This window comes from Burkholderia mayonis (assembly GCF_001523745.2).
GTDB classification, from domain to species: Bacteria; Pseudomonadota; Gammaproteobacteria; order Burkholderiales; family Burkholderiaceae; genus Burkholderia; species Burkholderia mayonis.
Genome location: NZ_CP013386.1, coordinates 1,130,511 through 1,155,980, shown reverse-complemented (window position 1 = coordinate 1,155,980; position 25,470 = coordinate 1,130,511). Strand labels below are relative to the sequence as shown.

Sequence of the window (25,470 nt, the reverse complement as noted above, 5' to 3'; positions counted from 1 at the left end):
CTTTTTTGGGCGTCCCGCTCTAGTCGGGCTGCGCGCCGGCGTTTTGTTTGTCGATTGTTTGTCTGTTTGTCTACCGGCGTTGCGATGCCGCGCGCGATCCGTGTGCCGGCGGCGCGTTTGCCTGTCGGCCGCGTGACGCATCGCGGAGCGTTTCGTCAGCGAAGGATTACGAACGACGCAAGTCGGTGATCGGCACGACCGTGCATCCCACGCGCCGCTTTCGTGCGGCCTCGCCGCCGAGGCCCCGCGCGTCGGCACGCGTGAGGCCCCAGCCGGACCGACGACGACGCGCCCCGTCAGCCGAGCACCGGACGCAGCCCGCTCACCTTCAGCTTCGTATCCGGCGCGCGCCCCTTGCGCGCCCGCTTGCCGACGTGCGGCTCGAGCGCGCGCCCCGCGAGCGTTTCTTCCTGCGCCTTGCCGCCGCGGCCCGTGCCCGTCAGCACGACGCCCGCCGCGTCGATCGCGAGCGCCTGCACGAGCGTCTCCTTCGGATCGAGCGCCATCAGGATCACGCCGCGCCCGCCGCCGCCGAGCGTCTTCATCTCGTCGATGCCGAACACGAGCAGACGCCCGCCGCTCGACAGGCACGCGACCTGCGACGCATCCGGCAGCACCGGCATCGGCGCGAGCGGCGCCGCGCCGCCCGCTACGCCCGTATCGATCGTCATGAACGACTTGCCCGCCTTCACGCGGCTCACCATGTCGCCCACCTTCGCGACGAAGCCGAAGCCGTTGCTCGACGCAAGCAACAGCGGCTGCTCGGCCGGCGCCGCGAAGTAATGCAGCAGATGCGAGCCCGACTCGAGCTCGATCAGCGACGTGACGGGCACGCCGTCGCCGCGTCCGCCCGGCAGCACCTGGACGGACACCGAATACACGCGGCCCGTGCTGCCCCACGCGATCAGCATGTCGGGCGTGCGGCACTGGAACGCTGCGTACAGGCCATCGCCCGCCTTGAACGAGAAGCTCGCCGGGTCGAGGCCGTGGCCCTTCAGCGCGCGCACCCAGCCCTTCTGCGACACGACGACCGTCACCGGCTCGTCGACGACCTTCGCCTCGAACGTCGCGCGCTTCTCCTGTTGGATCAGCGTGCGGCGCTCGTCGCCGAACTGCTTCGCGTCGGCTTCGATCTCCTTGATCATCAGCCGCTTCATCGCGCTTTCGTTCGCGAGCAGCTCTTCGAGCTTCGCCTTCTCCGCACGCAGTTCCTCGAGCTCCTTCTCGATCTTGATCTTTTCGAGCCGCGCCAACTGGCGCAGACGAATCTCGAGAATGTCCTCGGCCTGCCGCTCGGTCAGGCCGAACGCGCCGATGAGCGCCTGCTTCGGCTCGTCGGACTCGCGGATGATGCGGATCACCTCGTCGATGTTCAGGAAAACGATCATCCGCCCTTCGAGGATGTGGATCCGGTCGTTCACCTTGCCGAGCCGGTGGCGACAGCGCCGCGTGACCGTGCCCTGGCGAAACCGCACCCACTCGCCGAGGATCGACGCGAGCCCCTTCTGCGCGGGCCGGCCGTCCTCGCCGATCATCACGAGGTTGAGCGGCGCATTCGATTCGAGGCTCGTGTGCGCAAGCAGCGAATTGACGAAATCGTTCTGGTCGATCGCGCGCGTCTTCGGCTCGAACACGAGCCGCACGGGCGCGTCCTTGCCCGACTCGTCGCGCACCGCGTCGAGCAGGTCGAGCATCGTCTTCTTCGTGTTGATCTGCTCCTGCGTGAGCGTCTTCTTGCCCGCCTTGAGCTTCGGGTTCGTCAGCTCCTCGATTTCCTCGAGCACCTTCTGGCCCGACGTGTTCGGCGGCAGCTCGGTGACGACGAGCTGCCACTGGCCGCGCGCGAGATCCTCGATCTTCCAGCGCGCGCGCACCTTCAGGCTGCCGCGGCCGGTTTCGTACGCGGCCGAAATCTCCGCATCGCTCGAGATGATCTGGCCGCCGCCCGGGAAATCCGGCCCCGGCACGAACTGCATCAGTTCCGCGTGCGGCAGCTTCGGATTGCGGATCAGCGCGACCGCGGCCGCCGCGACTTCACGCAGGTTGTGCGACGGGATCTCGGTCGCGAGACCGACCGCGATCCCCGACGCGCCGTTCAGTAGCACGAACGGCAGCCGCCCCGGCAACAGCTTCGGCTCGTCGAACGAGCCGTCGTAGTTCGGCATGAAATCGACCGTGCCCTCGCCGATCTCGTCGAGGAGGAGCTGCGCGATCGGCGTCAGGCGCGCTTCGGTGTAGCGCATCGCCGCCGCGCCGTCGCCGTCGCGCGAGCCGAAGTTGCCCTGGCCGTCGATCAGCGGATAGCGCATCGAGAAGTCCTGCGCGAGACGCACGAGCGCGTCGTACGCGGACTGGTCGCCGTGCGGATGGTACTTGCCGAGCACGTCGCCGACGACGCGCGCGGACTTCACGGGCTTCGCATTGTTGCCGAGGCCCATCTCGTTCATCGCGAAGAGGATCCGCCGCTGCACGGGCTTCTGGCCGTCGCAGACGTCGGGCAGCGCGCGCCCCTTCACGACGCTCACTGCATAGCTGAGATACGCGCTCTCCGCATAGCGGCCGAGCGTCAGCGAATCGCCCTCGGGCGCGGCCGGCTCGGCAAAAAGATCGGGAGTGTTGTCGTCCATCTAGATTTCGTGTCCGTATATGCGATGCGTGCGAAGCCGGGCGCGCGCCCAGCCTCGCTCAGATATCCGCTTCGACTTCGTTGCCCTTTTCCTCGAGCCAGTTGCGGCGCGCGGCGGCCTCGCCCTTGCCCATCAGCATCGTCATCCGCTCGACGGTCGCCTCGAAATCGAGGTCGCCGAGCGCGATCGGCATCAGACGCCGCGTGTCGGGATTCATCGTCGTGTCCCACAGCTGCTCGGCGCTCATTTCGCCCAAGCCCTTGAAGCGGCTGATGCTCCATTGCGTTTCGCGCACGCCGTCCTTGCGCAGCTTGTCGAGGATCGCCTCGAGCTCGCCTTCGTCGAGCGCATAGAGCTTCTGCGCGGGCTTCTTGCCACGCGCGGGCGCGTCGACGCGAAAGAGCGGCGGCCGCGCGACGAACACATGGCCGCGCTCGATCAACTGCGGAAAATGCTTGAAGAAGAGCGTGAGCAGGAGCACCTGGATGTGCGCGCCGTCGACGTCCGCGTCCGACAGGATGCAGATCTTGCCGTAGCGCAGATTCGACAGATCGACGCTTTCGTCCGGGCTGTGCGGATCGACGCCGATCGCGACCGAGATGTCGTGCACCTCGTTGTTCGCGAACAGGCGATCGCGCTCGGTCTCCCACGTGTTGAGCACCTTGCCGCGCAGCGGCAGGATCGCCTGGTATTCCTTGTCGCGGCCCATCTTCGCGGAGCCGCCCGCCGAATCACCCTCGACGAGAAAAAGCTCGTTGCGCGCGATGTCCTCGGTTTCGCAATCGGTCAGCTTGCCGGGCAGCACCGCGACGCCGGAGCTCTTCTTCTTCTCGACCTTCTGGCCCGCGCGCGTGCGCGCCTGCGCCTGCTTGATCACGAGCTCGGCGAGCTTCTTGCCGTGCTCGACGTGCTGGTTGAGCCACAGCTCGAGCGCGGGACGCGTGAACGACGACACGAGCTTCACCGCGTCGCGGCTGTTCAGGCGCTCCTTGATCTGCCCCTGGAACTGCGGATCGAGCACCTTCGCCGACAGCACGAACGACACACGCGCGAACACGTCCTCGGCGAGCAGCTTCACGCCCTTCGGCTGCAGGTTGTGCAGTTCGACGAAGCTCTTCACCGCCTGATAGAGACCGTCGCGCAAACCGGATTCGTGCGTGCCGCCCGCGGGCGTCGGAATCAGGTTCACGTACGACTCGCGCACGAGCGAGCCTTCCTCGCTCCACGCGACGACCCACGACGCGCCCTCGCCCTCGGCGAACGTATCGTCGCCGGAACGCGAATCGGCGAAGCGCTCGCCCTCGAAGAGCGGAATCAGCAGCTCGCTGCCGTTCATCCCTTCGAGCAGATAGCCGCGCAGGCCGTCTTCGTACCGCCAGCTCTGGCGCTCGCCCGTCTTCTCGTTGGCGAGCACGACTTCGACGCCCGGCAGCAGCACCGCCTTCGAGCGCAACAGCCGCTGCAACTCGCCGAGCGGCAGGTTCGGCGAATCGAAGTATTTCGGATTCGGCCACACGGTCACGCGTGTGCCGGATTTCTTCTCGCCGCGGCCGGCCGCTTGCGTCGCGAGCGGCTTGACGACGTCGCCATCGGCAAAGCCGAGTTGCGCGATCCTGCCGTCGCGCCAGACGGTCACGTCGAGCCGCGTCGCGAGCGCGTTCGTCACCGACACGCCGACGCCGTGCAGACCGCCCGAGAACGTATACGCGCCGCCCTTGGCCTTGTCGAACTTGCCGCCCGCGTGCAGCCGCGTGAACACGATCTCGACGACGGGCACCTTTTCTTCCGGATGCAGCCCGAACGGGATGCCCCGCCCGTCGTCCTCGACGGACACCGACTGGTCGGGATGCAGCGTGACCGTGATCTGCTTGCCGTAACCGCCCAGCGCCTCGTCGGACGCATTGTCGATCACTTCCTGGATGATGTGCAGCGGATTCTCGGTGCGCGTGTACATGCCGGGCCGCTGCTTGACGGGCTCGAGGCCCTTCAGCACCTTGATCGATGCTTCGCTATACGCCGCTGCGGGCTTTTTCGTAGACATAGAAGCTCAGGTTCGTCATTCACCTTGACGTTATCCCCAACTCGTGTGGATAACATCGTGGACAAAACGTTGAATTCGATAAAAATCCGAATCGAAACAATAGCGTGCTTGGATTGCTTCGAAAGCGGGCGGCGCGCCGCGCGCGACGGCGGCGCGAGCCCCACCCGGAACGCGGCGTATTTTACTGGTTCCGCAACGGCGAACTCATGAAGGCTTACGTTTCGCTTCGAGCGCCTCCCAGCGCTCGAGCGCCGCGAGCAGTTCGTCGTCGAGCGCGGCGAAGCGCTCGGTGAGGCGCGCGCCCTCCTGCGGGTCCTTCGAGAAGATCGAGCCGTCTTCGAGCTGCGCGCCGATCGCCTTCTGCTCGGCCTCGAGCCCGGCGATCTGTTCCGGCAGCGCGTCGAGCTCGCGCTGCTCGTTGAACGACAGCTTGACCGTGCGCTGCGCGTTGCGGCCCGCCGCGCTCTTCGGCGCGTCGTCCTTCGCGCTCGCAGGCTCCTTCGCAGCGCGCTTCGCCGCGTCCTCGTCGGCGATCCGCTGCGCGCGGTCGCGCTGGATCTGCCAGTCGGTGAAGCCGCCGACGTATTCGCGCCACTGCCCGTTGCCTTCCGACGCGATCACCGACGTGACGACGTTGTCGAGGAACGCGCGGTCGTGGCTGACGAGCAGCACCGTGCCGTCGTAGTCGGTCAGCAGCTCTTCGAGCAGCTCGAGCGTCGGGATGTCGAGGTCGTTGGTCGGCTCGTCGAGCACGAGCACGTTCGCCGGGCGCGCAAAGAGACGCGCGAGCAGGAGACGATTGCGCTCGCCGCCCGACAGCGACTTGACGGGCGAACGCGCGCGTTCCGGCGCGAACAGGAAATCGCCGAGATAGCTCATCACGTGCTTGCGCACGCCGCCAATCTCGACCCACTCGCTGCCGGGGCTGATCGTGTCCGACAGGCTCTTTTCCTGGTCGAGCTGCGCGCGCATCTGGTCGAAGTACGCGACCTGCAGGTTCGTGCCGATGCGCACCGTGCCCGCGTCGGGCGAAAGCTCGCCCAGGATCAGCTTGAGCAGCGTCGTCTTGCCGGCGCCGTTCGGGCCGACGAAACCGATCTTGTCGCCGCGCATCACGGTCGTCGAGAAGCGGTCGACGACCGTGCGGTCGCCGTAGCGCTTCGTCACGTCGGTCAGCTCCGCGACGATCTTGCCCGACTTCTCGCCCTGCGCGACGTCGAGCTTCACGTTGCCCTGCGCGTTGCGGCGCTCCGCGCGCTCGCGGCGCATCTGCTCGAGCCGCGCGACGCGGCCGACGCTGCGGGTGCGCCGCGCCTCGACGCCCTTGCGGATCCAGACTTCTTCCTGCGCGAGCAGTTTGTCGAACTTCTCGTTCTCGACGCGCTCGACTTCGAGCTGCTGCGCCTTGCGAGTCTGATACGCGGAGAAGTTGCCCGGATACGACAGCAGGCGGCCACGGTCGAGCTCGACGATGCGCGTCGCGACGCGATCGAGGAACGCACGGTCGTGCGTGATGAACAACAGGCCCGCGCGCTGCGTGACGAGCAGTTCCTCCAGCCAGCGGATGCCGTCGAAGTCGAGGTGGTTGGTCGGCTCGTCGAGGAGCAGCACGTCTGGCTGCACGACGAGCGCGCGCGCGAGCGCCGCGCGCTTCTGCATCCCGCCCGACAGCGCATCGACCCGCGTGTCGCCGTCGAGCCCGATTTGCGCGAGCGTCGTCGCGACCCGCGTGCGCCAGCTCCATGCATCCGTCGCATCGAGTGACGATTGCAGCGCGTTCATCCGCGCAAGCAATGCGTCGTGCTCCGCGCCTTCGGGCGTGTCCGCGAGCCGATGCGCGATCTCGTCGTACTCGGCGAGGAGCGTGCGCGTCTCGGTCAGCCCCGACGCAACCGCGTCGAACACCGTCTGCCCGGCTTCGAATTCGGGCTCCTGCGGCACGTAGACCGTCACGAGGCTCTGCTGTCGCGTGACGAGCCCGTCGTCGGGCCTCGCGAGGTCGGCGACGATCTTGAGCAGCGACGACTTGCCGGCGCCGTTGCGGCCGATGAGCCCGACGCGTTCGCCGGCTTCGAGCGAGAAGTCCGCGTGATCGAGCAGCGCAACGTGACCGAACGCGAGTTGCGCGCCGGTAATGGAATAAAGCGACATGGGGAAGACGGCGGAGAAGAATCGGAAGCGCACATTGTACCGGGGGCGGCGCGCCGCGCCGACATGGCACAACGGCCTAGCGCTGTGGGCCGCGCGACGCGACCGTCGGCGCCGGTGGCTGCGAGGACCGGGCGCGGCCCTCGCATCCCGGACGGCCGAACGGCTTATCTTACTTGACGTTGACCGTGATCGTCTGGCTCATTTCGGGACCGTACGAGCGGTGCGCGCCGTCGCCGAACTGCATCGTCAGCGTGTGCTGGCCGGGCGGCAGCCGCACGTCGGTCTCGGTCTGGGGCTTGCCGAAGTGCAACGAGTGATCGCTGACCGGGATCACCTCGCCTCTCGGTACCGGCTTGCCGTCGATCAGCAGATGATGGTGGCCGGTGTGAGGCGTCATGTCGCCCGCGGGCCGAAGCACGATGTCGCCTTCGAGACCGAATTTCACGTGGACGGGATTCGTGACGGCCGCACCGTCGGTCGGCTCGACGAAAAACACCCTCGCTTCCGCGTGCGCCGAGGCGGACGCGAACAGCGCGGCCGCGGTGAACGCGCCGGCCAGCCATTTGTTGTTGAGCATCGCTCTCTCCTTTTGGGTTGAAAGGCCATCGAAGGATACACCGCGACCGGCGGGCGCGTCGCGGGTTTGGGGCCGGCTGTTTGGGGCCGGCTCGGGCGCGCGGGCGACGCGCGCCGCATGGTCTGCGGCCGGGCTCGCGCCGCGCGCGAACGGGAAGCGGGCGCGCCCGGTCCGCGCCGCGCTCCGACGGCCGCGCGCGACAAATCCGGTACCATTGCGCCTTTCGCCGCCCGATGCGCCGCGTTCGCGCGATCAGGCGACGTCGAATGCAACGGTTCTTCAAGAGTGCAACATGAGCGAAGTGGTCGAATACAAGAGCTGGGTCTGTCTGATTTGCGGCTGGATCTATAACGAAGAGGACGGTTTGCCGGATGAAGGCATCGCGGCCGGCACCCGCTTCGCCGACATTCCGGACAACTGGCGCTGCCCGCTGTGCGACGTCGGCAAGGAAGATTTCGTCGTCGTGGAGTTCTGATTCACGCGGCAAGGCGGTGCGCGGCGGCCGGCCTACCGCCAATGCGCCCGGCAACGGGCTTGTGCGGCGTCGGCAACGGCAACGGCATGAGCCGAGCGATATGCCGGAGACTGCGGCGGCACGCGCGACGCGGACGACTTGCGCGTCGCCTCACGCGGCGGCCACGCAGCAACGTTATCGATGACGATCTTCGCTCGGAACGTCTTTGCTATACTCTGCCCTCGCTGCCCTCTCCGATCGGCGGACTCGAGGCCGGATTCGAGCGTGATCGAGCCGGCGAAGGTTGCTGAGTCATCCGAATCGCACGACCGGGAACGGCAATCGACCGGTCGAAGCGGGACGTACGCACTTCGTGCTCAGTGGCACCGCATCTCACGCGAATTCGTTAAAATCGCAAAGCTCGGCGGGACAAGGTTTGGAAGCGGTCAGCAGTCGATACGCGATGCTTCCGACGATCCCGGCGATTCCTATCCGCCCCCCGTAGTTCAATGGATAGAACAAGCGCCTCCTAAGCGCTAGATACAGGTTCGATTCCTGTCGGGGGGACCATCCGATGATTCCGAAGTAGTCCGGCGAAATCCCCCAAAGTTTCAGAAAACCCCGCCTAGTTATGCTACGTGGGGCTTTTTTCTTCCTCCACCGACATTTGAGCCTGAGACGATGGAGAAAACGAACTTGAACACGGCATTTTTGCTTATGGCGCAGTACAACACGCGGACGGTGATCCCGATCGACGAAGTATGCCGGGACTTCTTTCCGCACCTGTCGACCGACAAGACGATTCGCAAGGTGTCGCTCGGCGAAATCCGACTTCCGTTGATTCGTGTCGAGCCGTCGCAGAAGTGTGCCAAGGGCGTACACCTGCAAGACCTCGCCGACTATCTCGATGCGCGTCGCGAAGCCGCGCAAAAGGAGTGTGAACAGCTTGCGAGCGCTCGACGCTAGAGCACCGAACAGGGGTAGCGAGCGTCGTTCGGGGGTATTTTTGGGGGTATATTCAACAAGCGCACAACCCCTGACCACTTATACACAAGCCTCTCACGGCGAAATGTGAATTCTGTCGGACCTTCGTACGCACGGCAGAAATGATTCGTGCGGAATGGCAGGAGTTTAACGAAGACGCCGCCGAATGGCGCGTACCGGCGGAACGCATGAAGATGCGTGACCCGCATATCGTGCCTCTATCACGTCAGGCGCTCGACGTGCTCGCCGAGCTACGCGCGATCAACGGCCACCATCGCTTTGTGTTTTACAGCGTGCACCTACCGACGAAGTGTGGACGCGTCCCGTCTGTCGGCTCATAGGGACGCGCTGCGAGCCCGAATCGTCCAAGCGTGCGGATGCATGGGCAACCGCCGCCCAATCACATCATGCTGTGTGACTTCGCGTAGTCCCGTAGCGCATCGTTCATGCGCGTTTGCCATCCTTCGCCCTGCGCTTTGTAGGCGCTCACAATGTCAGGATCGATCCGCAGCTTAAGCGGGGTCTTGGGATTGGCCGACTTCGGCCGACCACACGGTTTCGTCAGTTTGGCTGCAACATCCTTGCCGAGCAGTTCAGTCAACACCTCCTCGGCCGGACGCGCACGCACGAAGTCGGCGTCGGTCCATTCCGGATTCTCGTCAACTGGATTACGTACTTTTCGCTTGCTCATATCCTTTCACCTCGCGGGAGTTAGCCTTGCGCAGGCTGATAACGTGAACCATGCCGTCGCGCGGCGTGAACACCAGCATACGAAGGCGATCGCCGATGTGGACGAGCGCCTGAAAGCGGCGTTCCGGGTACATCATCCGAACATCTTCCACGATCAGCGCGCCCGCCATCTCAAATTCACGCGCCAGCTCAAACGAAAGTCCACGCTCGACAATGTTCCTTTCGCTCTTATTTGGGTCGTAGGTAATGTCCATGACAATAAATGTCCCCCAAAAAATTGGAAACACAAGGAATATTTGTACCCCCATGAAATTGATGGCGTGCTCAATCGCAGGATCGGGGCCGGTGAGCTTCCCCTGAAATTTCGCCTTCCAAGAGGTCGTGTATAAACTCGACGGAAAGGAAGGAAATCAGGCATGTTCAAGGTACCGAAACAGGTGTACACGGCGGAGTTCAAGCTGGCCGCCGTACAGCGGGGCGAGGATGGCCAAGGAGTGACCGTGGTGGCCCGCGAGCTGGGCATTTCTGAACAGACGCTTCGCAACTGGGTGAAGGCTGAGGCGTCGGGCAAGCTCAGCGGTGCCGGAGCGAAGCCGGTCACGCCGGAGCAGATGGAACTGTCTTGACTGCGAGCGGAGAACAAGCGCCTGCAGATGGAGCTTGAGATCACAAAAAAGCAGCATCCTTCGCGAAGGACCTGCTGTGAGGTATGCCTGGGTCGACCGGCAGGTCGGGCAATATCCGCTGCGGTCGCTGTGCTGCGTGCTATCGGTCAGCGTGAGCAGCTATCGCGCGTGGAAACGCGGCGGTACGCCGGGACGAACGCGACTGACGGACACGCAACTGCTGACGATGATCCGGACGGTGCACGCCGAGTTCAAGGGTGCATACGGTTCGCCGCGCATGACCGAGGAAATCCGCGAGCGCGGCTTTCCGGCCAGCAAGGAGCGTGTGGAATGGCTGATGCGTGAGAACGGTATCCGAGCCCGACACAAACGCCGCTAACGGATGACGACCGATTCGAAGCACAAACTGCCGGTAGCGCCGAATCTGTTGAATCGCGAGTTCATGTCCGCCGAGCCGAATCAGGTGTTCAGTTCGGACATCACGTACATCTGGACCGACGAGGGCTGGCTGTACGTGGCCGCGGTGCTCGATCTGTTCAACCGGGAGGTGGTGGGCTGGTCGATCAAGCCGCGCATGACGGCGGATCTCGTGACGGACGCGCTGACGATGGCTTGGTTTCGCCGCCGACCCGCGCCGGGCGCACTGTGCCACTCCGACCGCGGCAACCAGTATGCGAGTCACGAGTTCCAGCGCAAACTGGCCGCCTACGGCATGCGTTGCTCGACGAGCCGCAAGGGAAATTGTTGGGACAACGCGCCGACGGAAAGCTTCTTCAACAGCCTGAAGAACGAACGGGTTCACGCCACGCGCATCAGGACGCGAAGGCCGATCTGTTCGAATACATCGAAGTGTTTTACAACCGCAGTCGTCGTCATTCGTCGCTCGGCTTTGTTTCTCCGGAGCAGTTCCTTCGAGACTGGATCAAAGCTCAGCAGACCAAGGACGCCGCTGCATAACTCGGGACCGTTGGAAGGCGAAAAAACGAGTGAACCTCAGAATGGCACCGACAGCATTCAAGCCCCCCATCTATGAGGGCATTGTTGGCGGCACAATACTCGAGAGCCAAACCGAAATCACCCCCCCACCTTGATTCGTGAATTCTGTCGGGAAAGCTAAGATATCCGATCGGTTGCGGACGATGGCGATCACGTCATATCGACGTGTCTGCTCATGAAACACGAAGGCCGACGACCGAACGTCGTCCGTGATCGTCATAGCGAGAGGCGTAACGAGACAGTGTGCCTTCGATCCAATTCGTTTTCGAAAAGAGACAGCCGGAACAAAACGCTGCGAGCCGACGACACGCCCGCCGCCGCTCGTTTTTTCTGGACAACTCACCCAGCGCGCGTATGATGAATCAATCTGCTTGCGTTCCTTGCACAAACGCTCAGATTGTCCATCGCACCCTTCCCCTCGTGCGTCGCTGCCTCTTCACGCATTCGACGCCCTCAGCGGCGCTGCACTGGACGCTCGATGCTTCGCACGCGCGCGAAGCCGAAGCCGAAGCCGAAGCCATCCCATCATCGCGATCCGCTGCTCACGATCGCAAGGAGAATTGAAATGACCGCGTCCCACCCCGTGACCGAGTGAGCGAAGGAAGAAGGAGGATCCTCACGGGCCAAAGGCATCGAAGTGCCCAGGTGGAAAATGCACGCATTTCCCGGCAACCGGAGGATCCACGATGAACAGTATGGCCGTGGGCATAGATATCGCCAAGCAGGTTTTCCGGGTGCATTACGTCGATCAGACAAGCGGAAAGATCGTGAACAAGCCGATCAAGCGGGCGAAGTTTCTGGAGCATTTTGCGAACAGAGCGCCATGTCTGATCGGGATGGAAGCGTGCGGCGGTGCTCGCTCATGACCGGCCGTACTGCAAAGCCTACGTGAGCGTGAAGCCGATTTGACCGGCTCACACGAAGTAGAAGGTCAATCTTTAACACAGGGTGAACGTCGAAAGGTTGCGCAGCAATCGAGTGTGATGACAAGCCAGGTAGGACCGGGACTCGCTAAACCTGTATGGCGCCTAGAGCTTCCAGCTCGCCAGCAGAATGAGGTGCGAGTCAGCATATTTCATCGGGGCCCGCAGCGGCAGAACCGGCTGCAACAAGGCCGGATATAGAGCCGCTGCCCATCCTGTCAGTCAGAAACACACGAAAACTGTGGCAAACGGGACGCGTTCATATAGGCGTCATGAGCATGCATGTGTATCGCGGATTCGAAATTCATCCGCTCATCTATCCCCATGTGCCCGCTGGAGAGGGTCGCGGCCACAACTACGAAGCGGGCTTCGACGCCGCCGTGCGAATCTGCCCGCGCTCGCAGCAAACGGCCGCCTCCCAAGGCCGCATCTTCAAGCTCGCCGACCGCTCGCCGTTCTCCAACGCCGGCGACGCGCGACGGGCATCGCTGCTGTACGCGGAGGAGATCATCGACCGGAACGAAGGCGAGCACTGGGTGTTTTCCGAAGCCGGCTGACCGGCGTCGCTTCTTCGCATTCCGCAGAAAACCTCGATTCGACGAGAGCACCTTAGACGATTCCCGTCCGGTGAAATGGTCGTCGACAAAGTTCCGTGTCTCGTGCCGCGGAATGAAATCGCGCAGGTCGATCGCAAGCCACCGTCCGGGTGCTGTCGCTAGGCGTCGGACATTCGGAGCTCGAATCGGAGGCATGGCCGGCAAGATCATGTGCCGCCCCCGATGAACGCACTTCGCCCCGTCTTCCTACTTACGCCAAGGAAACTTGTGACGACCATCACGCCCAGGCTCAACGAACCCATCGACATCACGCTCAGGCGCTTTCGAAGAGAAATCGAACGCATTGGCCTGATTCGCGAATTGCGCGACCGCCGCAGCTATGAAAAACCGACTGCGCTGCGAAAACGCAAGAAGGCCAGCGCGGTCGCGCGCCAGCGAGCACGTCTCAAGCGGTCGATGCCGCCCAAGAAGCCGTACTAGCGACGCCGCGGCGTCCGGCCGGGCGCCGGATGCGTAACCCGGACACGACGCGCACCCGTCAATTCATACCCGATACGTCGACTTACTGTGCTTTCTCGTGATCAACCAGCTTGTCACCCGGACGCTGACCCGCGGGTGGTTGCGCCCCGATTATCCGGTCGAATCGATGCGTGCGTGGCCGGCGCGTGGCTGTCGTCGCTGCAGACCCAATGCGACTGGCGCGACCGGATTTGACTCGCACGCGCGTCCGGCGAAATTGCACACTCGATGTACGCCGTCGACGAACGAGTGCTCCTTTCGGCCTCTCCGCTATTTCAGCGTTGCTGCCATGACATCGACAATACGACGATCGAAGCGCCGATGCTCCGCGCGAAATGTGTGCAGTACCTGCGAACGCACGTCTGAACCGCATTGCGCACGTCACTTCCAGTTCGGATCCTGCTTCAACTGCTCCTGCAGATACGCCTTCATCCGTCCGTCCGGCTTGCCGAACCAGCGGAAACTCGCATACTTGCTCGGCGCGTCGTAGGCGCCCGGCATCTCGGGCAGCGTCACGAGCATCCCCCACATCCGGTGTGCGTCTTCGTCGATCACGCCGTAGAACTGGTTGGCCGCGCAATCGTGCGGCTTGCACATCCACCCCACCAGATACGACGCGCCGTCGATCCGCTCGCGCTTGTACGGCGAACTGACCCGGTTCTCGCTCGCGAGCCATCCCGGCACGCGCGTTTCCTTCGCGAGCATCCGCTTCCAAGCGATGCGGTTCGCGCTTTGCGCAATGGCCTCGAAGAAAGTCGGCGCGGGCTCGTCGGCGGCGACCGCCGGCCCCGCCACGCCGGCGATCAATACGGCCATCGCTGTGGCCCATGCGAACGAACGAAAGAGATGAAAGATCATGAATTCCCCCGGAACTATTCGTTCCGAATGAGACGTAAGCCCCGTCGGCAAGTTCCGATCGCGTTGCCCGGATGCGGCCGGCCATTCGCTTCCGATGCGAAAACGCGCAATAAGCACCCGCACCGTATCGCCGCCGACGCCCGTTTCCACGCCCCCTTCGACTCCCGCAGAAAGCCCGGTATTCGTATATTTTTGCGCCATGACCATCGCTGCTCCAATCGACATTACCCGGCAGTCGCACAATTAAAGCCATTACCAGGACGACATCAAGTGAACGACAAAGTCGTGAGCCAAACGGAAAGCCATGCCGCTCTATATGAACGCGTCCAGAAGCTCGAATCCAAGTGGAACAGTTGACGGAAACCACGGCGCCGATCGCCATACTCGCGACCGAACGCGCGCGATGCGCGTTCGATTCGCGTGGCGGCATGACGAGCGCACGTCGAACGCGCGTCATGCCGCGCCGTCGATTGCAGCCGACGAGACTGCATCGGCAATGCGGCCTTCGGACGATGCCGCGAGCGAGCCCGCATCGCACATCGCCCGAATCGCCATGGACATCTCCTTTCGCCTGGCACGCGCGATGCATGCCTTGCAAGGCCGCAAGCTTTACTGCGATGATTGATGTCGATCCACCGTTCCGGACACCGTCGGCGAGGCGACGAGCACAACCGCACGCCGCCGTCTGCTGCGACCCGCGCCGCGTTTGCCGCCGGTCCGCCGCCCGACCGCCGCCAGCAGCCTGCGCGCGGCTAGCCACGAAGCCTTCCGAATCGCGATGAAAGACAGCCCTCCCGATCCCGCCGCCAAGAAACGCAGCCGCCCGTCGATCCTCGCGCTCAACCTATTCGCCGTGCTGGTCGGCCTCGTGACGTTCGGCCTCGGCGCAGCGTGGGTGATCTACTCGTGGCTCGTCGATCGCGAAGCGCCGTACTTCGCGATCCCGCTCGTCTTTTCGGTGCCGGTGATCGTCGCGGTCGCCGTGCGCAGCATCTGGGAGTGACGCCGCGGCTTCGCTCGCGACGGCGTCGCCGCGCACTCGCCGTCCTTGACGCCCGCTCGCACGACGCCCCTCGCCGAAGCAACCGAAATCGCCGCCGCCGCGAATTTCCCGGCCGGTCCGCTGTCCTACCGCGCGATACGTTCGCCCGAATTCCGTTCCTTGCTCGATCGCCATGTCATCCACGCCGCATCGTCCACGCTCCCGCCGCTTTGTCGTCCGTCTGCTGTCCGCCGTTTGCCTCGTCTGGATCGCGTCCATTCTGTGCGTCGCGTTCGCGCCACCCGCGCACGCGGCGGGAAAGACCTGCGCACGCACGTCGGCTGCGCACGGCAACGCCTGCCGCGTCGCGCGCAGCGTTCATGCGAAGCACGTCAAGCGCACAGCGCGCGTGCGACATCATCGGCCGCACGTGAAGAAAAAGTCCCCGGCGATCCACAAAAAAATCAGACATCGCACGCGCTCGATCGCGCGTCCGCATCAACCGACGCGCAAGCGCCACCGCGCGTCGCGCAACGTCGTCGCCGCGACTGCGGCCGCGAAGCCGCAACTGCTCGCAAGCTGCGGCTACACCGGCGCGTCGCGCAGCCTGCTGCGCTCACGCGCGATCTACGTCGTCGACGAAAGAACGGGCACGGTATTGATCGAGAAAAATGCGAATCGCGTCGTGCCGATCGCGTCGGTCACGAAACTGATGACGTCGATGGTCGCGCTCGACACGCGCGCACCGCTGTCGCGGCAGCTGCGCGTAAGCGCACAGGACCGCGACTACGAGAAATTCACGGGATCGCGCCTGAAGGTCGGCTCGGTGCTGTCGCGCCGCGACATGCTGCACATCGCGCTGATGTCGTCGGAAAACCGGGCGGCGGCGGCGCTGTCGCGCGACTATGCGGGCGGCCGCCCGGCATTCGTCGCCGCGATGAACCGCAAGGCGCGCACGCTCGGGATGAAGCACACGCATTTCGTCAACGCGACCGGGTTGTCGCCTCGCAACGTGTCGACGGCGCACGATCTGTCGCGGCTCGTCGCCGCGGCGAGCCGCTATCCGCGCATCAAGACGTTCTCGACCGATACGTCGAAAACCGTCTTCCCCGGCCGCGGCCAGCTCCAGTATGTGAATTCGGACGCGCTCGTGCGCGCGGGCGACTCGAGCATCATGTTGCAGAAGACCGGCTTCATCAACGAAGCCGGCCATTGCGTGGTGCTCCGCTACGCGGTGCGCGGGCGCCCCGTCGACATCGTGCTGCTCGGCGCACCGGGGCCGCGCGACCATATCGCCGATGCGATGAAGATCCGTCGCTGGCTCACGTGCTCGATGCCATGACGCCCCGGCGTGCGGCCGCCGCCGGGGCACCGCACGCCGCCCGCACATTGCGCCGCGTGGCCAAGCCGGATCGCTTCGGATAGGCGCAGCGCCGCTTACTTCTCGACCGCGCGCGCCACTTCGTTCGACCCGTACCACAACCGGTAGCGGACATCGAATCCGTTCGGCACGTACACGACGATCGGCAGGCGGCTGTTGTAGCGCAGCAGATAGCCGCTGCCGCGGACGGGCACGAACGCCTCCTGCGCGCCCTGCCCCGGGCACGCCATCAGCGTGCCGGCCGGCCCCTTCGCATCGGCGAGCACGTAATACGAATAGCCCCAGCCCTGCACCGTCTCATGCTTGAGATCGCCGCCGAACCAGTGCTGGTTGCAGTCGACCTTGATCGCCTTGCCGACGATCAGCTCGACGCGAATGTCGTCCTCCAGCTTTTCGGTGGGCAGCACGATCACCGTGCGCTTCTGCCCCGCCTGCGCGGCTGGGAACATCTTGATGTCTTCCGCTGACGGCTTGGGCGCGGACGCGGCGTCGACGCCCGCGGCGGGCGTCGACGCGCTCGCCGCCGCCGCGACGCCGGAGAAGCCGACGAATGCGGCGCATGCCGCCCAGGCGGCCAAGCGAGAGGCTGATTTCATACGGTGCTCCTGAAGAGTGATTGAATATGGACGGAAGCGCCACGCACAGCCAACTTCCGCATTTCGACTGCTTTCGTGATTGTAATGTGCAGACACAATTCGCTTCGAACTAAGCGGGTCTGTGCGCTTCACAATGGAAACGGCAGTGAAAACAGGGAGAAGGGAGCATGCCATGCTGAAACTTGTCGCTTCGCTCGGAGCCGCGGCGCTCCTTGCCGGCTGCGTCGCCGTGCCGGACGACGGTTACGGCTATGGCTACGCGCAGCCGTACTATCCGGGCGGTTATGTGTACGGACCGGGTTATTCGCCCGTGTACGGGACGGTGAACATCTGGGGCGGCGGCGGATGGCGGGACCGCGACCATTGGCGGGGCGGCGGCGACCGCTGGCGAGGCAGCGGGCGCGGCGGCGGCAATTGGCACGGCGATCAATCGCGTGGCGAGCGCGGCCACGGCTGGCAAGGCGGCCGCAACGACCGCGGCGGCAACGATTGGCCGGGCGGAGGCGGCAATGGCGGCGGCCACGGCGGACGGCACTGAGGTTCGCCGTCGATTTGCAACGAGTTGTATCGAAGAAACGCACGGCGGTTACGGTCGCGGACCGCCGCGACGATCGCAGCGGACGCGCTGACGATCGACCTGCCTGAAGAAGAGGGCTCGGTGCGTCGGCGACATCGTCGTCCGACGCCGCCGATCGCGGCATCCGCCCTGCTCGCTCCTCTCGAAGAACGTTCAGGCGGAACGCTTCACGCACTTCACGCGCTTCGATAGCGCGTCGCTGCTCGATCGGCATCGGCATCGGCATTCAAGGCGTCCCGACAGCCGCAAAATCCGCTCGATCGAACCAGTGCGATCCGACCCACACCGCATGGATGCGGCCGCCGGATCGCGTGCGCCGGGCCGCACATCGCGCCCACTCCCAGCACGTCGTTCCCGTTACCACCCGGCAGGCTGCGGCTGCGCGTAGCCGTACGCGCCGTAGCCGTCGTCGTACGCTTGCGCGCCGCAACCGACGTATGCGCGTCGATACTGGTCGTAGCAATAGCCCGCGGGCGGACCGCCGTACGCAGGCGCGGGTTGGTACTGCGCCGGCTGATAGGCAGGCACCTGATACGCGGGAGCCCGATATGCGGGCGCCGAATACGCAACGGCCGGCGCGGGGTTCAGCGCGGACGTGACGATCGCGCCCAGCACCGCACCGCCGATCAGCGCGCCGACGATATCGCCGCCGCGATCGTGTGCGCTGGCCGGGCCGGCAAGCGCGAGGCTGCCCGCCGTCACCAGAACTGCCGCGATCTTCTTCATGTTGGACTCCGCCAAACGTGGTGCATGACGAAATCCATTGTGGGCGCCGTCGACCGTAATAGATGCAGCAAGCGGTAACGCGCAATTACGCGTGTCACATCCGTGCTCGCGCGCCGCATGGGCCGTGCTACGATTTTCGGCACCACCAAGGAGACGCCCTCGATGAGCCCAGACACCGCCCGCCGATTCGATACCGAGTTCGCGCCGCGCATCGCGCGCGCAATCGCCGACTTGCTGGGTCACAGGGCGAGCGCCGAGGTCATCGGCTACGGCGGGCACGGACATCCGACACAAGTGCGGATCGTCGCGCCGCCCGCCGAGCACGCGCGCGGCTACGCGCATCCGCTCGACATCGCGCTCACGTGGGACACCGACGAGATCGAGCATCTGATGGCGGCGGACGGGCCCGCGCGCTTCGAGCGCTATCTCGCGGCGTTGGGGCGCAAGCTGCCGGCCTGGGAAAACGCGCGCGGCATCGACTTCGGCTCGCGCACGCAAGCCGATGCGCTCGTGCTGATCGGCGGGCTCGATTTCGAGGTATGACGGCGACGGCGGAGCGTGTCGCCTCCGCTCGATTGGCGAACGGATTCGCCGCGTCTCGAAGCGTCGACTGGCCTGTCGATCGGCCTGTCGAGTGGCCGTCGCGGCCGATCGACATCACATCACGCTTGATCACCTCACCGATGGTCTCCCGAGTCCCGATCACCTGATTGTCTGATCCCAAGCGCACGCCCGCCCCCCGCACGAGTTCGAGAGGCCACGCCTTCGCCGATTCCGCACCGCTTCGCCGCCCCCCTGCACAACGCACGGCGCTGCCCGCAATGCGCTGTTATCCCCTCGTTCCGCCCGACTTCATGATTCAAGCGCCGGTGATACACTCGACCGGCTCACGCCGATGCTCGCGAGCATTCGTCGCCGCGACGCAGGCGTCTTTCTGTCGAACTTCACGAGGAGGCCCCCGTGGCTGATTTCCGGCTTTGGACTGACGAGTTTCCGGCCAACGGCTTCATGCCGAAGGCGCAGGAATACAAACACGAAGGCTTCGGCGTCGACGGCGGCAACCGGTCGCCCGCGCTCCACTGGGAAGGCGTGCCCGCCGATGCGAAGAGCCTCGCGCTGACGGTCTACGATCCCGACGCGCCGACGGGCAGCGGCTTCTGGCACTGGACCGTCGTCAACATCCCGGTCGACGCGGCGGCCCTGCCTCAAGACGCGGGCGCAGCAGGCAGCGCCGCGCTGCCCGCGGGCGCCGTGCAGGTGCGCAACGACTACGGCGACGAAGGCTTCGGCGGCGCCGCGCCGCCGCGCGGCGACAAGCCGCACCGCTACATCTTTCGCCTGCACGCGCTGAAGGTCGACGCCGTGCCCGTCACGAAGGACACAACCAATGCTGTCGCCCGCTTCATGATCCATCTGAACGAACTCGATTCGACGACTTACACCGGCCTCTACGAACTGAAGTAAGCCGTCCGGGCCGGGCGCCCGCCCGGTCCTTCGCCGCCGGCCGGGCGCGTCAGCGCGCAAGCCGGCGGTTACATTCGCAACGAATCGCCGCACCCTCGCCGCCTCGCCATCGCTTCCGCCATGAACGCCGACTCCGGACTGCCGCTCCCGCAACGCTACTGGGCGATCGTCTGCGTCGCGCTAGGCATCACGCTCGCCGTGCTCGACGGCGCGATCGCGAACGTCGCGCTGCCCACGATCGCCCGCGATCTGCGCGCATCCGACGCCGCGTCGATCTGGATCGTCAACGCGTATCAGCTCGCCGTCACGATTTCGCTGCTGCCGCTCGCGTCGCTCGGCGACCGGATCGGCTATCGGCGCGTCTACATCGCGGGGCTCGCGCTCTTCACAGCGGCGTCGTTCGGCTGCGCGCTGTCGAGCACGTTGCCCACGCTCACGACACTGCGCGTGATTCAGGGCTTCGGCGCCGCCGGCATCATGAGCGTCAACACCGCGCTCGTCCGCATGATCTATCCGTCGTCGCAACTCGGGCGCGGCGTCGCGATCAACGCGATGGTCGTCGCGCTTTCGTCGGCAATCGGACCGACCGTCGCGTCCGCCGTGCTCGCCGTCGCGCCGTGGCCGTGGCTTTTCGCGATCAACGTGCCGATCGGCGTCGCCGCCGTGTACGGCGGCCTGCGCGCACTGCCCGTGAATCCGGGCCGCAACGCGCCGTACGACTTCATCGGCGCCGTGATGAACGCATGCGTGTTCGGGCTGCTGATCGTCTCCGTCGACGAACTCGGGCATGGCGAAAACCACGCGAGCGCCGCGGCCACCGCGCTCACAGCCATCGTCATCGGCTACTTTTTCGTCAAACGTCAACTGACGCAGCCTGCGCCGCTCCTGCCCGTCGATCTGCTGCGCATCCCGATCTTCGCGCTGTCGATCGGCACATCGGTCGCGTCGTTCACGTCGCAGATGCTCGCGTTCGTCGCGCTGCCATTCTGGCTGCAGAACACGCTCGACTTCTCGCAGGTGCAGACCGGGCTCTACATGACGCCATGGCCGCTCGTCATCGTGATCGCCGCGCCGCTCGCGGGCGTGCTATCGGACCGCTATTCGGCGGGCGCGCTGGGCGGCATCGGCCTCGCGCTCTTCGCATCGGGCCTGCTCGCGCTTGCGACGATCGGCGCACATCCGACGCCCGTCGACATCGTCTGGCGGATGGCGCTCTGCGGCGCAGGCTTCGGACTCTTCCAGTCGCCGAACAATCGCGCGATCCTGTCGTCCGCGCCGCGCGAGCGCACGGGCGGCGCGAGCGGGATGCTCGGCACCGCGCGGCTCACCGGACAGACGCTCGGCGCCGCGCTCGTCGCATTGATCTTCGGCGTCGCGCCACAACATGGACCGACGATCGCACTCTATGCCGCAACCGCGTTCGCCGCCGTCGCGGCGGCCGTCAGCCTGATGCGAATCAAGGCGCAGCGCGACACAGCCGCCGCTGCGGGGTGACGCGAAGCCGCTCGCCGAAGTAGCGCGCGCGGGTTGGCGAGCGATCGGTGGCGCATCGCTTCGCCGGCCGGTCGATTTCGCCGATCCTCCACCGTACGCATCCCGCCGCAGCACCCCGTCACTTTCGCAGCACGCCGCAGTTCCGTCGATTCGGCCATTCGGACAATCCAGCCGATCGAACGCATCGACGATCCAGCCGCCCCTCGCCGGCCACCGACACCCCATTTCCGCCCCGTTATTCCCCGCCGGTCACCGCGACAAACCTCCCCCAAATCCGCACACCCGCCCCATCCGCGCCAGCACTCCTTCCCGCTTCGTCTGTCCAACACATGCCCGCGCCGCAAGTCGAGCGCATCCGCCGTTCGGGCGACGGGCTTCGGATGGCCTTTACGCCATCGTCAGGAGAATGAAATGACCGCGTCCCACCCCGTGACCGAGTGAGCGAAGGAAGAAGGAGGATCCTCACGGGCCAAAGGCATCGAAGTGCCCAGGTGGAAAATGCACGCATTTCCCGGCAACCGGAGGATCCACGATGAACAGTATGGCCGTGGGCATAGATATCGCCAAGCAGGTTTTCCGGGTGCATTACGTCGATCAGACAAGCGGAGAGATCGTGAACAAGCCGATCAAGCGGGCGAAGTTTCTGGAGCATTTTGCGAACAGAGCGCCATGTCTGATCGGGATGGAAGCGTGCGGCGGTGCCCGCTCATGACCGGCCGTACTGCAAAGCCTACGTGAGCGTGAAGCCGATTTGACCGGCTCACACGAAGTAGAAGGTCAATCTTTAACACAGGGTGAACGTCGAAAGATTGCGCAGCAATCGAGTGTGATGACAAGCCAGGTAGGACCGGGACTCGCTAAACCTGTATGGCGCCTAGAGCTTCCAGCTCGCCAGCAGAATGAGGTGCGAGTCAGCATATTTCATCGGGGCCCGCAGCGGCAGAACCGGCTGCAACAAGGCCGGATATAGAGCCGCTGCCCATCCTGTCAGTCAGAAACACACGAAAACTGTGGCAAACGGGACGCGTTCATATAGGCGTCATGTCATTGATCGTCGCAGCACGCTTCACGACGCAGCGCGCCGCCGAGGCCGCCGCCAAGCGGCTTCTCGACAGCGGCTTCGTCGCCGAGGACGTCAGTCTGTTCTTCGTCAATCCGCGCGGCCAGCACGCGCGGCAATCGTCGGAATACCCGTCCCACGCCGCCCCCCCGGCCGCGCCGCCTCCCATCGGCGCGATGCAGCATGCGAGGCACGGCGCGACGATCGGCGCCGTCGTCGGCGCCATCTTCGGCGTCGCGCTGTTTTCGCTCGCCACCCCGTCGCTCGTCGTCGCGATCTGTGCCGCGGGCGTCGGCGCGTATCTCGGCGGATGGCTCGGCAGAATGATGCACAAGGAAGACTTCTCTCGCGCGCATGTGCGCGAAATCACGCACGAAGCGATCCATCACGAAATGCGCGCGTCGGGAATGCTCGTCGCCGTGCACGTGACGACCGATTCGCAAGGCGAAGCCGCACGCGTGCTCGCCGAGGCAGGCGGCGGCGACATCGAACGCGCGACGGGACGCTGGCAGTCGGGCCGCTGGGCGGACTTCGATCCGACCCGCACGCCCGAGCCTTTCACCGGCGCGCAGCAGCAGCCGACGCATCGCCACGCTTGAGCGACGCGACCGCGTGCATCGAACGAAAAATCGAAACGACGACGGCAAAGGCGCCGGGCCGGTGCGATGCCGATCGGCGCCCTCACCGCGCAGAGGAAGAGACGGAACGCGCGGCGGCGGTCACGCCGCCGCCGCGACGACGTCGAGCACGAAGCGGCAGCGCTCGTCGACGCTCGCGCGCGGCAATTCGATCAGCCGATAGCCGCATGCCGCGTACGTATCGACCATCGCATCGTAGGTACGCACAGCCTCCGCGTAATCCTGCTTTCGTTCGACGTCCTTCGCATAGATCTCCGGCCACGGCGGCGCGATGAACACGTCGCGGCGATAGCGGAATCGATCGGCGGCCGCGGCGAGATGCGCGGGAACGGGCAGCGCGGACAGGTGCAGATAGCCGATCACGTCCGGCACGCCGCGATCGAAGAAGACGGGCCCGCGCGCACCGCGCGCGAGACGGTGCGAGCGCATCTCCCAACTGAGCATCAATTCGGCGAACGCGGCGGGATCGCGCCACGGCAGCGCGTGGCCGCCGATCGCCATCTGATCCTGGATCACGCCGCGCCCGGCTTCGTGCGAGCGTGCATAGCCGCGCGCTTCGAGCGCATCGATCAGCGTGCTTTTGCCCGAGCCGGGCCCGCCCGTGATCACGAAGAAACGCGCGACTGCCGCGTCCGCATCGGCATCGGCGCCGGGCTCGCCGGCGCGCGCTTCGACGCCCGTATCAAGCATTCGCGACGCGCCGCCCCGCGCGCTGCGTGACGGACACCGCCGTCGCGACGCTACGCAGATCGGTCAGGAACGAATCGCGCCACACCGACAGATCGTTCCGGCGCAGCCGCGCGATGTTGTCCGCGTGACGCGCCTGCCGTTCCTCGAGCGGCATCGCGAGCGCACGCTCGAGCGATTCCGCCATCTGCGACAAGTCGAACGGATTGACGAGCAGCGCACCCGGCAGCTCGGCCGCCGCGCCCGCGAATTCCGACAGCACGAGCACGCCCGGATCGTTCGGATCCTGCGATGCGACGTACTCCTTCGCGACGAGATTCATCCCGTCGCGCAGCGGCGTCACGTAGCCGACCTGCGACAGCCTGAACAGCGCCATCAGCAGGTTGCGCTCGTACTTGCGGTTCAGGTACTGGATCGGCGTCCAGTCGAGCTGCGCGAAGCGGCCGTTGATGCGCCCCGCCTCGCCTTCTAGCGTCTGGCGGATGCGCTGGTAGGTCTGCACGTCGGAGCGGGTCGGCGGCGCGATCTGCACGAGCGACACGCGCCCTTGCCAGCCGGGCGCGTTCGCGAGCATCCGCTCGAACGCCTGGAAGCGCTCGACGAGCCCCTTCGAGTAATCGAGACGATCGACGCTGATCACGAGCTTGCGGTCGCCCGTCGTGTCGCGCAGCGCCTTCACCGCCTTGCGCGAGCCGTATTCGACGGCCGCCTTGCCGATCGCGTCCGGATAGATGCCGATCGGATACGCGGCGACCTTCACGACGCGGCCGTGCGCATGGAGCATCCCGTCGTCGCTCGACGTGCCGTGCCCGCGCCGCTCGATGTAGTCGACGAACCCCTGCTTGTCGCTTTCCGTCTGGAAGCCGACGACGTCGTACGCGCACATGAACTTCACGAGCTCCTCGTGCGGCGGCACCATGCGCAGGATCTCAGGCGTCGGAAACGGGATGTGCAGGAAGAAGCCGATCGGATTCTTCACGCCGAGCTCGCGCAGGCAATGCGCGAACGGCAGCAGGTGGTAGTCGTGCACCCAGATGATGTCGTCGGGTTGAACGAGCGCGCGCAACTGCTTCGCGAGCGAGCAGTTCACGCGCAGATAGCCCGCGTATTCCTGGCGATCGAAGCGCGCGAGGTCGCCGCGATAGTGGAATACCGGCCAGAGCGTCGCGTTCGAGAAGCCGCGGTAGTACTGGTCGTAGTCGCGGCGCGTGAGGCCGACGGTTGCGTAGGTGACCTTGCCGTCCCGCTCGATCACGGGCTCGCCCGGCGCGCCGGCGATCTCGCCGTTCCAGCCGAACCAGACGCCGCCCGTTTCCTTCAGTGCGTCGAGCACGCCGACCGCCAGTCCGCCCGCAGTCGGACGCGCATCCTGACCGGCCGCCACCCGATTCGATACCACGATCAATCTGCTCATTACGGCTTACCCTCCTGTATTCAGATTGCCCGGCGGACAGGAAACGGCGCTCCCGTCGAATCAGGCAAGTCGCATGCCACCTCGCGACGGTTCAAATGTTAAAAATGCAAGTACATGTAACAAGGGCGTCCTCATGCATCCTGCTCCGAGCCGAGGTCGCGTTGATAGTCGAGCCCTTCCGGGCGGGTGCCGCCCTGGTTGTGATCGCCGTCCGTCGGCGTATCGGGCGCGGAGCCGGCAGGCGCGGGAGCGTTCTGAACGTTGGCCGGCCGCGACGGGCCGGTGCCGGCGTCGCGCCCGCGATGCTCGGGGCGCTTGGAGCGGCGCTTGGCAGGGTGTCTCATGATCGGAGCGGCGCGAGGCCGTCGGTGAAACAGTCCATAGCTATTTAGTCTAGGTGCCCTGGGCTTGGTTCACGGTAACAATTACATTCAATTTGTAACGATTC

25 protein-coding genes, 1 tRNA gene and 4 pseudogenes are annotated in these 25,470 nt (G+C 65.2%); 18 read left to right on the top strand and 12 right to left on the bottom strand.

Features of this window, described 5'->3' with window-relative positions:
• Window positions 1-296: 296 nt before the first annotated feature.
• The 4 genes from parC to WS70_RS05765 form a co-directional block, all read right to left on the bottom strand.
• The gene (gene parC / locus WS70_RS05780; protein ID WP_059469046.1) at window positions 297-2,627 is read right to left on the bottom strand and encodes a DNA topoisomerase IV subunit A; all 2,331 of its coding nucleotides are present in this window, start codon (window positions 2,625-2,627) and stop codon (window positions 297-299) included.
• Between the two features lie 58 nt (window positions 2,628-2,685).
• A complete protein-coding gene (gene parE / locus WS70_RS05775; RefSeq protein WP_059469047.1) occupies window positions 2,686-4,668 on the bottom strand; it encodes a DNA topoisomerase IV subunit B in 1,983 nt (660 codons plus the stop codon).
• A gap of 204 nt (window positions 4,669-4,872) precedes the next feature.
• Window positions 4,873-6,819, bottom strand: a complete 1,947-nt coding sequence (locus tag WS70_RS05770) for an ATP-binding cassette domain-containing protein (protein ID WP_059469048.1) — start codon at window positions 6,817-6,819, stop codon at window positions 4,873-4,875.
• Between the two features lie 169 nt (window positions 6,820-6,988).
• A complete protein-coding gene (locus tag WS70_RS05765) occupies window positions 6,989-7,396 on the bottom strand; it encodes a DUF4399 domain-containing protein (protein WP_059469049.1) in 408 nt (135 codons plus the stop codon).
• Window positions 7,397-7,688: 292 nt separating this feature from the next.
• Between WS70_RS05765 and WS70_RS05760 the strand changes: the two genes are divergently transcribed.
• The 4 genes and pseudogenes from WS70_RS05760 to WS70_RS05745 all read left to right on the top strand — a co-directional run.
• Entirely contained in the window at window positions 7,689-7,871 is a 183-nt protein-coding gene (locus WS70_RS05760) for a rubredoxin (protein ID WP_059469055.1), read from the top strand.
• Between the two features lie 474 nt (window positions 7,872-8,345).
• Window positions 8,346-8,420, top strand: a tRNA-Arg gene (locus WS70_RS05755).
• A 126-nt stretch (window positions 8,421-8,546) separates the two neighbouring features.
• Entirely contained in the window at window positions 8,547-8,816 is a 270-nt protein-coding gene (locus tag WS70_RS05750; protein WP_059597293.1) for a pyocin activator PrtN family protein, read from the top strand.
• Window positions 8,817-8,935: 119 nt separating this feature from the next.
• Window positions 8,936-9,130, top strand: a pseudogene (locus tag WS70_RS05745) (tyrosine-type recombinase/integrase); the annotation flags it as partial.
• Between the two features lie 104 nt (window positions 9,131-9,234).
• Here the strand turns inward: WS70_RS05745 and WS70_RS05740 are convergent.
• Both WS70_RS05740 and WS70_RS05735 read right to left on the bottom strand, forming a co-directional pair.
• Window positions 9,235-9,525, bottom strand: coding sequence for a BrnA antitoxin family protein (locus WS70_RS05740; protein WP_059469145.1), 291 nt, complete (start codon window positions 9,523-9,525; stop codon window positions 9,235-9,237).
• The gene (locus WS70_RS05735; protein WP_059469288.1) at window positions 9,503-9,778 is read right to left on the bottom strand and encodes a BrnT family toxin; all 276 of its coding nucleotides are present in this window, start codon (window positions 9,776-9,778) and stop codon (window positions 9,503-9,505) included. Before WS70_RS05735 ends, WS70_RS05740 begins: the two co-directional genes overlap by 23 nt.
• 162 nt (window positions 9,779-9,940) lie before the next feature.
• On the opposite strand from WS70_RS05735, the pseudogene WS70_RS05730 reads away from it, so the two are divergent.
• The 5 genes and pseudogenes from WS70_RS05730 (at window position 9,941) to rpsU (ending at window position 13,106) form a co-directional block, all read left to right on the top strand.
• Window positions 9,941-11,107 (top strand): annotated as a pseudogene (locus WS70_RS05730) (IS3 family transposase).
• Window positions 11,108-11,389: 282 nt separating this feature from the next.
• Window positions 11,390-11,710: a hypothetical protein gene (locus WS70_RS31370; protein ID WP_159082861.1), complete on the top strand. Its 321-nt coding sequence runs from the start codon at window positions 11,390-11,392 to the stop codon at window positions 11,708-11,710.
• Window positions 11,711-11,832: 122 nt separating this feature from the next.
• Window positions 11,833-12,003: pseudogene (locus tag WS70_RS05725) on the top strand (IS110 family transposase); the annotation flags it as partial.
• 338 nt (window positions 12,004-12,341) lie between these two features.
• The gene (locus tag WS70_RS05720) at window positions 12,342-12,626 is read left to right on the top strand and encodes a hypothetical protein (RefSeq protein ID WP_059469147.1); all 285 of its coding nucleotides are present in this window, start codon (window positions 12,342-12,344) and stop codon (window positions 12,624-12,626) included.
• A gap of 267 nt (window positions 12,627-12,893) precedes the next feature.
• Window positions 12,894-13,106, top strand: a complete 213-nt coding sequence (rpsU, locus tag WS70_RS05715) for a 30S ribosomal protein S21 (RefSeq protein ID WP_059469148.1) — start codon at window positions 12,894-12,896, stop codon at window positions 13,104-13,106.
• Window positions 13,107-13,526: 420 nt separating this feature from the next.
• Here the strand turns inward: rpsU and WS70_RS05705 are convergent, their stop codons facing one another.
• On the bottom strand, window positions 13,527-14,003 hold the full coding sequence (locus WS70_RS05705) for an inhibitor of vertebrate lysozyme family protein (protein ID WP_059469149.1): 477 nt from the start codon (window positions 14,001-14,003) through the stop codon (window positions 13,527-13,529).
• Between the two features lie 304 nt (window positions 14,004-14,307).
• Here WS70_RS05705 and WS70_RS31365 point away from each other — a divergent pair, with 304 nt between their 5' ends.
• The 3 genes from WS70_RS31365 (at window position 14,308) to WS70_RS05695 (ending at window position 16,327) form a co-directional block, all read left to right on the top strand.
• Window positions 14,308-14,628 carry a hypothetical protein gene (locus WS70_RS31365; protein ID WP_156437902.1) on the top strand — a complete coding sequence of 107 codons (321 nt, stop codon included), beginning with the start codon at window positions 14,308-14,310 and terminating at the stop codon, window positions 14,626-14,628.
• 153 nt (window positions 14,629-14,781) lie between these two features.
• On the top strand, window positions 14,782-15,006 hold the full coding sequence (locus WS70_RS05700; protein WP_059469151.1) for a hypothetical protein: 225 nt from the start codon (window positions 14,782-14,784) through the stop codon (window positions 15,004-15,006).
• Between the two features lie 172 nt (window positions 15,007-15,178).
• Entirely contained in the window at window positions 15,179-16,327 is a 1,149-nt protein-coding gene (locus WS70_RS05695) for a serine hydrolase (RefSeq protein ID WP_059469152.1), read from the top strand.
• Window positions 16,328-16,422: 95 nt separating this feature from the next.
• On the opposite strand, the gene eco is transcribed toward WS70_RS05695, so the two are convergent.
• Window positions 16,423-16,962, bottom strand: coding sequence for a serine protease inhibitor ecotin (eco, locus tag WS70_RS05690; RefSeq protein WP_059597268.1), 540 nt, complete (start codon window positions 16,960-16,962; stop codon window positions 16,423-16,425).
• Between the two features lie 172 nt (window positions 16,963-17,134).
• On the opposite strand from eco, the gene WS70_RS05685 reads away from it, so the two are divergent.
• A complete protein-coding gene (locus WS70_RS05685) occupies window positions 17,135-17,500 on the top strand; it encodes a hypothetical protein (protein WP_059469154.1) in 366 nt (121 codons plus the stop codon).
• 396 nt (window positions 17,501-17,896) lie between these two features.
• Here WS70_RS05685 and WS70_RS32120 read toward each other — a convergent pair whose 3' ends face one another.
• On the bottom strand, window positions 17,897-18,265 hold the full coding sequence (locus WS70_RS32120; protein WP_059469155.1) for a hypothetical protein: 369 nt from the start codon (window positions 18,263-18,265) through the stop codon (window positions 17,897-17,899).
• A 162-nt stretch (window positions 18,266-18,427) separates the two neighbouring features.
• Between WS70_RS32120 and WS70_RS05675 the strand changes: the two genes are divergently transcribed.
• The 5 genes and pseudogenes from WS70_RS05675 (at window position 18,428) to WS70_RS05650 (ending at window position 22,882) form a co-directional block, all read left to right on the top strand.
• Complete coding sequence (locus WS70_RS05675) at window positions 18,428-18,808, top strand: DUF5594 family protein (protein ID WP_059469289.1); 381 nt, start codon at window positions 18,428-18,430, stop codon at window positions 18,806-18,808.
• 417 nt (window positions 18,809-19,225) lie between these two features.
• The gene (locus WS70_RS05665) at window positions 19,226-19,729 is read left to right on the top strand and encodes a YbhB/YbcL family Raf kinase inhibitor-like protein (RefSeq protein WP_059469156.1); all 504 of its coding nucleotides are present in this window, start codon (window positions 19,226-19,228) and stop codon (window positions 19,727-19,729) included.
• A gap of 120 nt (window positions 19,730-19,849) precedes the next feature.
• Window positions 19,850-21,223: an MFS transporter gene (locus tag WS70_RS05660; RefSeq protein ID WP_059597269.1), complete on the top strand. Its 1,374-nt coding sequence runs from the start codon at window positions 19,850-19,852 to the stop codon at window positions 21,221-21,223.
• Window positions 21,224-21,755: 532 nt separating this feature from the next.
• Window positions 21,756-21,926 (top strand): annotated as a pseudogene (locus WS70_RS05655) (IS110 family transposase); the annotation flags it as partial.
• Window positions 21,927-22,264: 338 nt separating this feature from the next.
• Window positions 22,265-22,882 carry a glycine zipper domain-containing protein gene (locus WS70_RS05650; protein ID WP_059469158.1) on the top strand — a complete coding sequence of 206 codons (618 nt, stop codon included), beginning with the start codon at window positions 22,265-22,267 and terminating at the stop codon, window positions 22,880-22,882.
• 120 nt (window positions 22,883-23,002) lie between these two features.
• Here the strand turns inward: WS70_RS05650 and WS70_RS05645 are convergent, their stop codons facing one another.
• The 3 genes from WS70_RS05645 to WS70_RS05635 all read right to left on the bottom strand — a co-directional run bounded on the left by WS70_RS05645 (window position 23,003) and on the right by WS70_RS05635 (window position 25,366).
• Entirely contained in the window at window positions 23,003-23,611 is a 609-nt protein-coding gene (locus WS70_RS05645; protein ID WP_059469159.1) for an AAA family ATPase, read from the bottom strand.
• On the bottom strand, window positions 23,604-25,022 hold the full coding sequence (gene otsA / locus WS70_RS05640; RefSeq protein ID WP_059469160.1) for an alpha,alpha-trehalose-phosphate synthase (UDP-forming): 1,419 nt from the start codon (window positions 25,020-25,022) through the stop codon (window positions 23,604-23,606). The genes WS70_RS05645 and otsA overlap by 8 nt, the downstream gene beginning before the upstream one ends.
• Window positions 25,023-25,153: 131 nt before the next feature.
• On the bottom strand, window positions 25,154-25,366 hold the full coding sequence (locus WS70_RS05635) for a hypothetical protein (RefSeq protein ID WP_059469161.1): 213 nt from the start codon (window positions 25,364-25,366) through the stop codon (window positions 25,154-25,156).
• Between the last annotated feature and the right edge of the window lie 104 nt (window positions 25,367-25,470).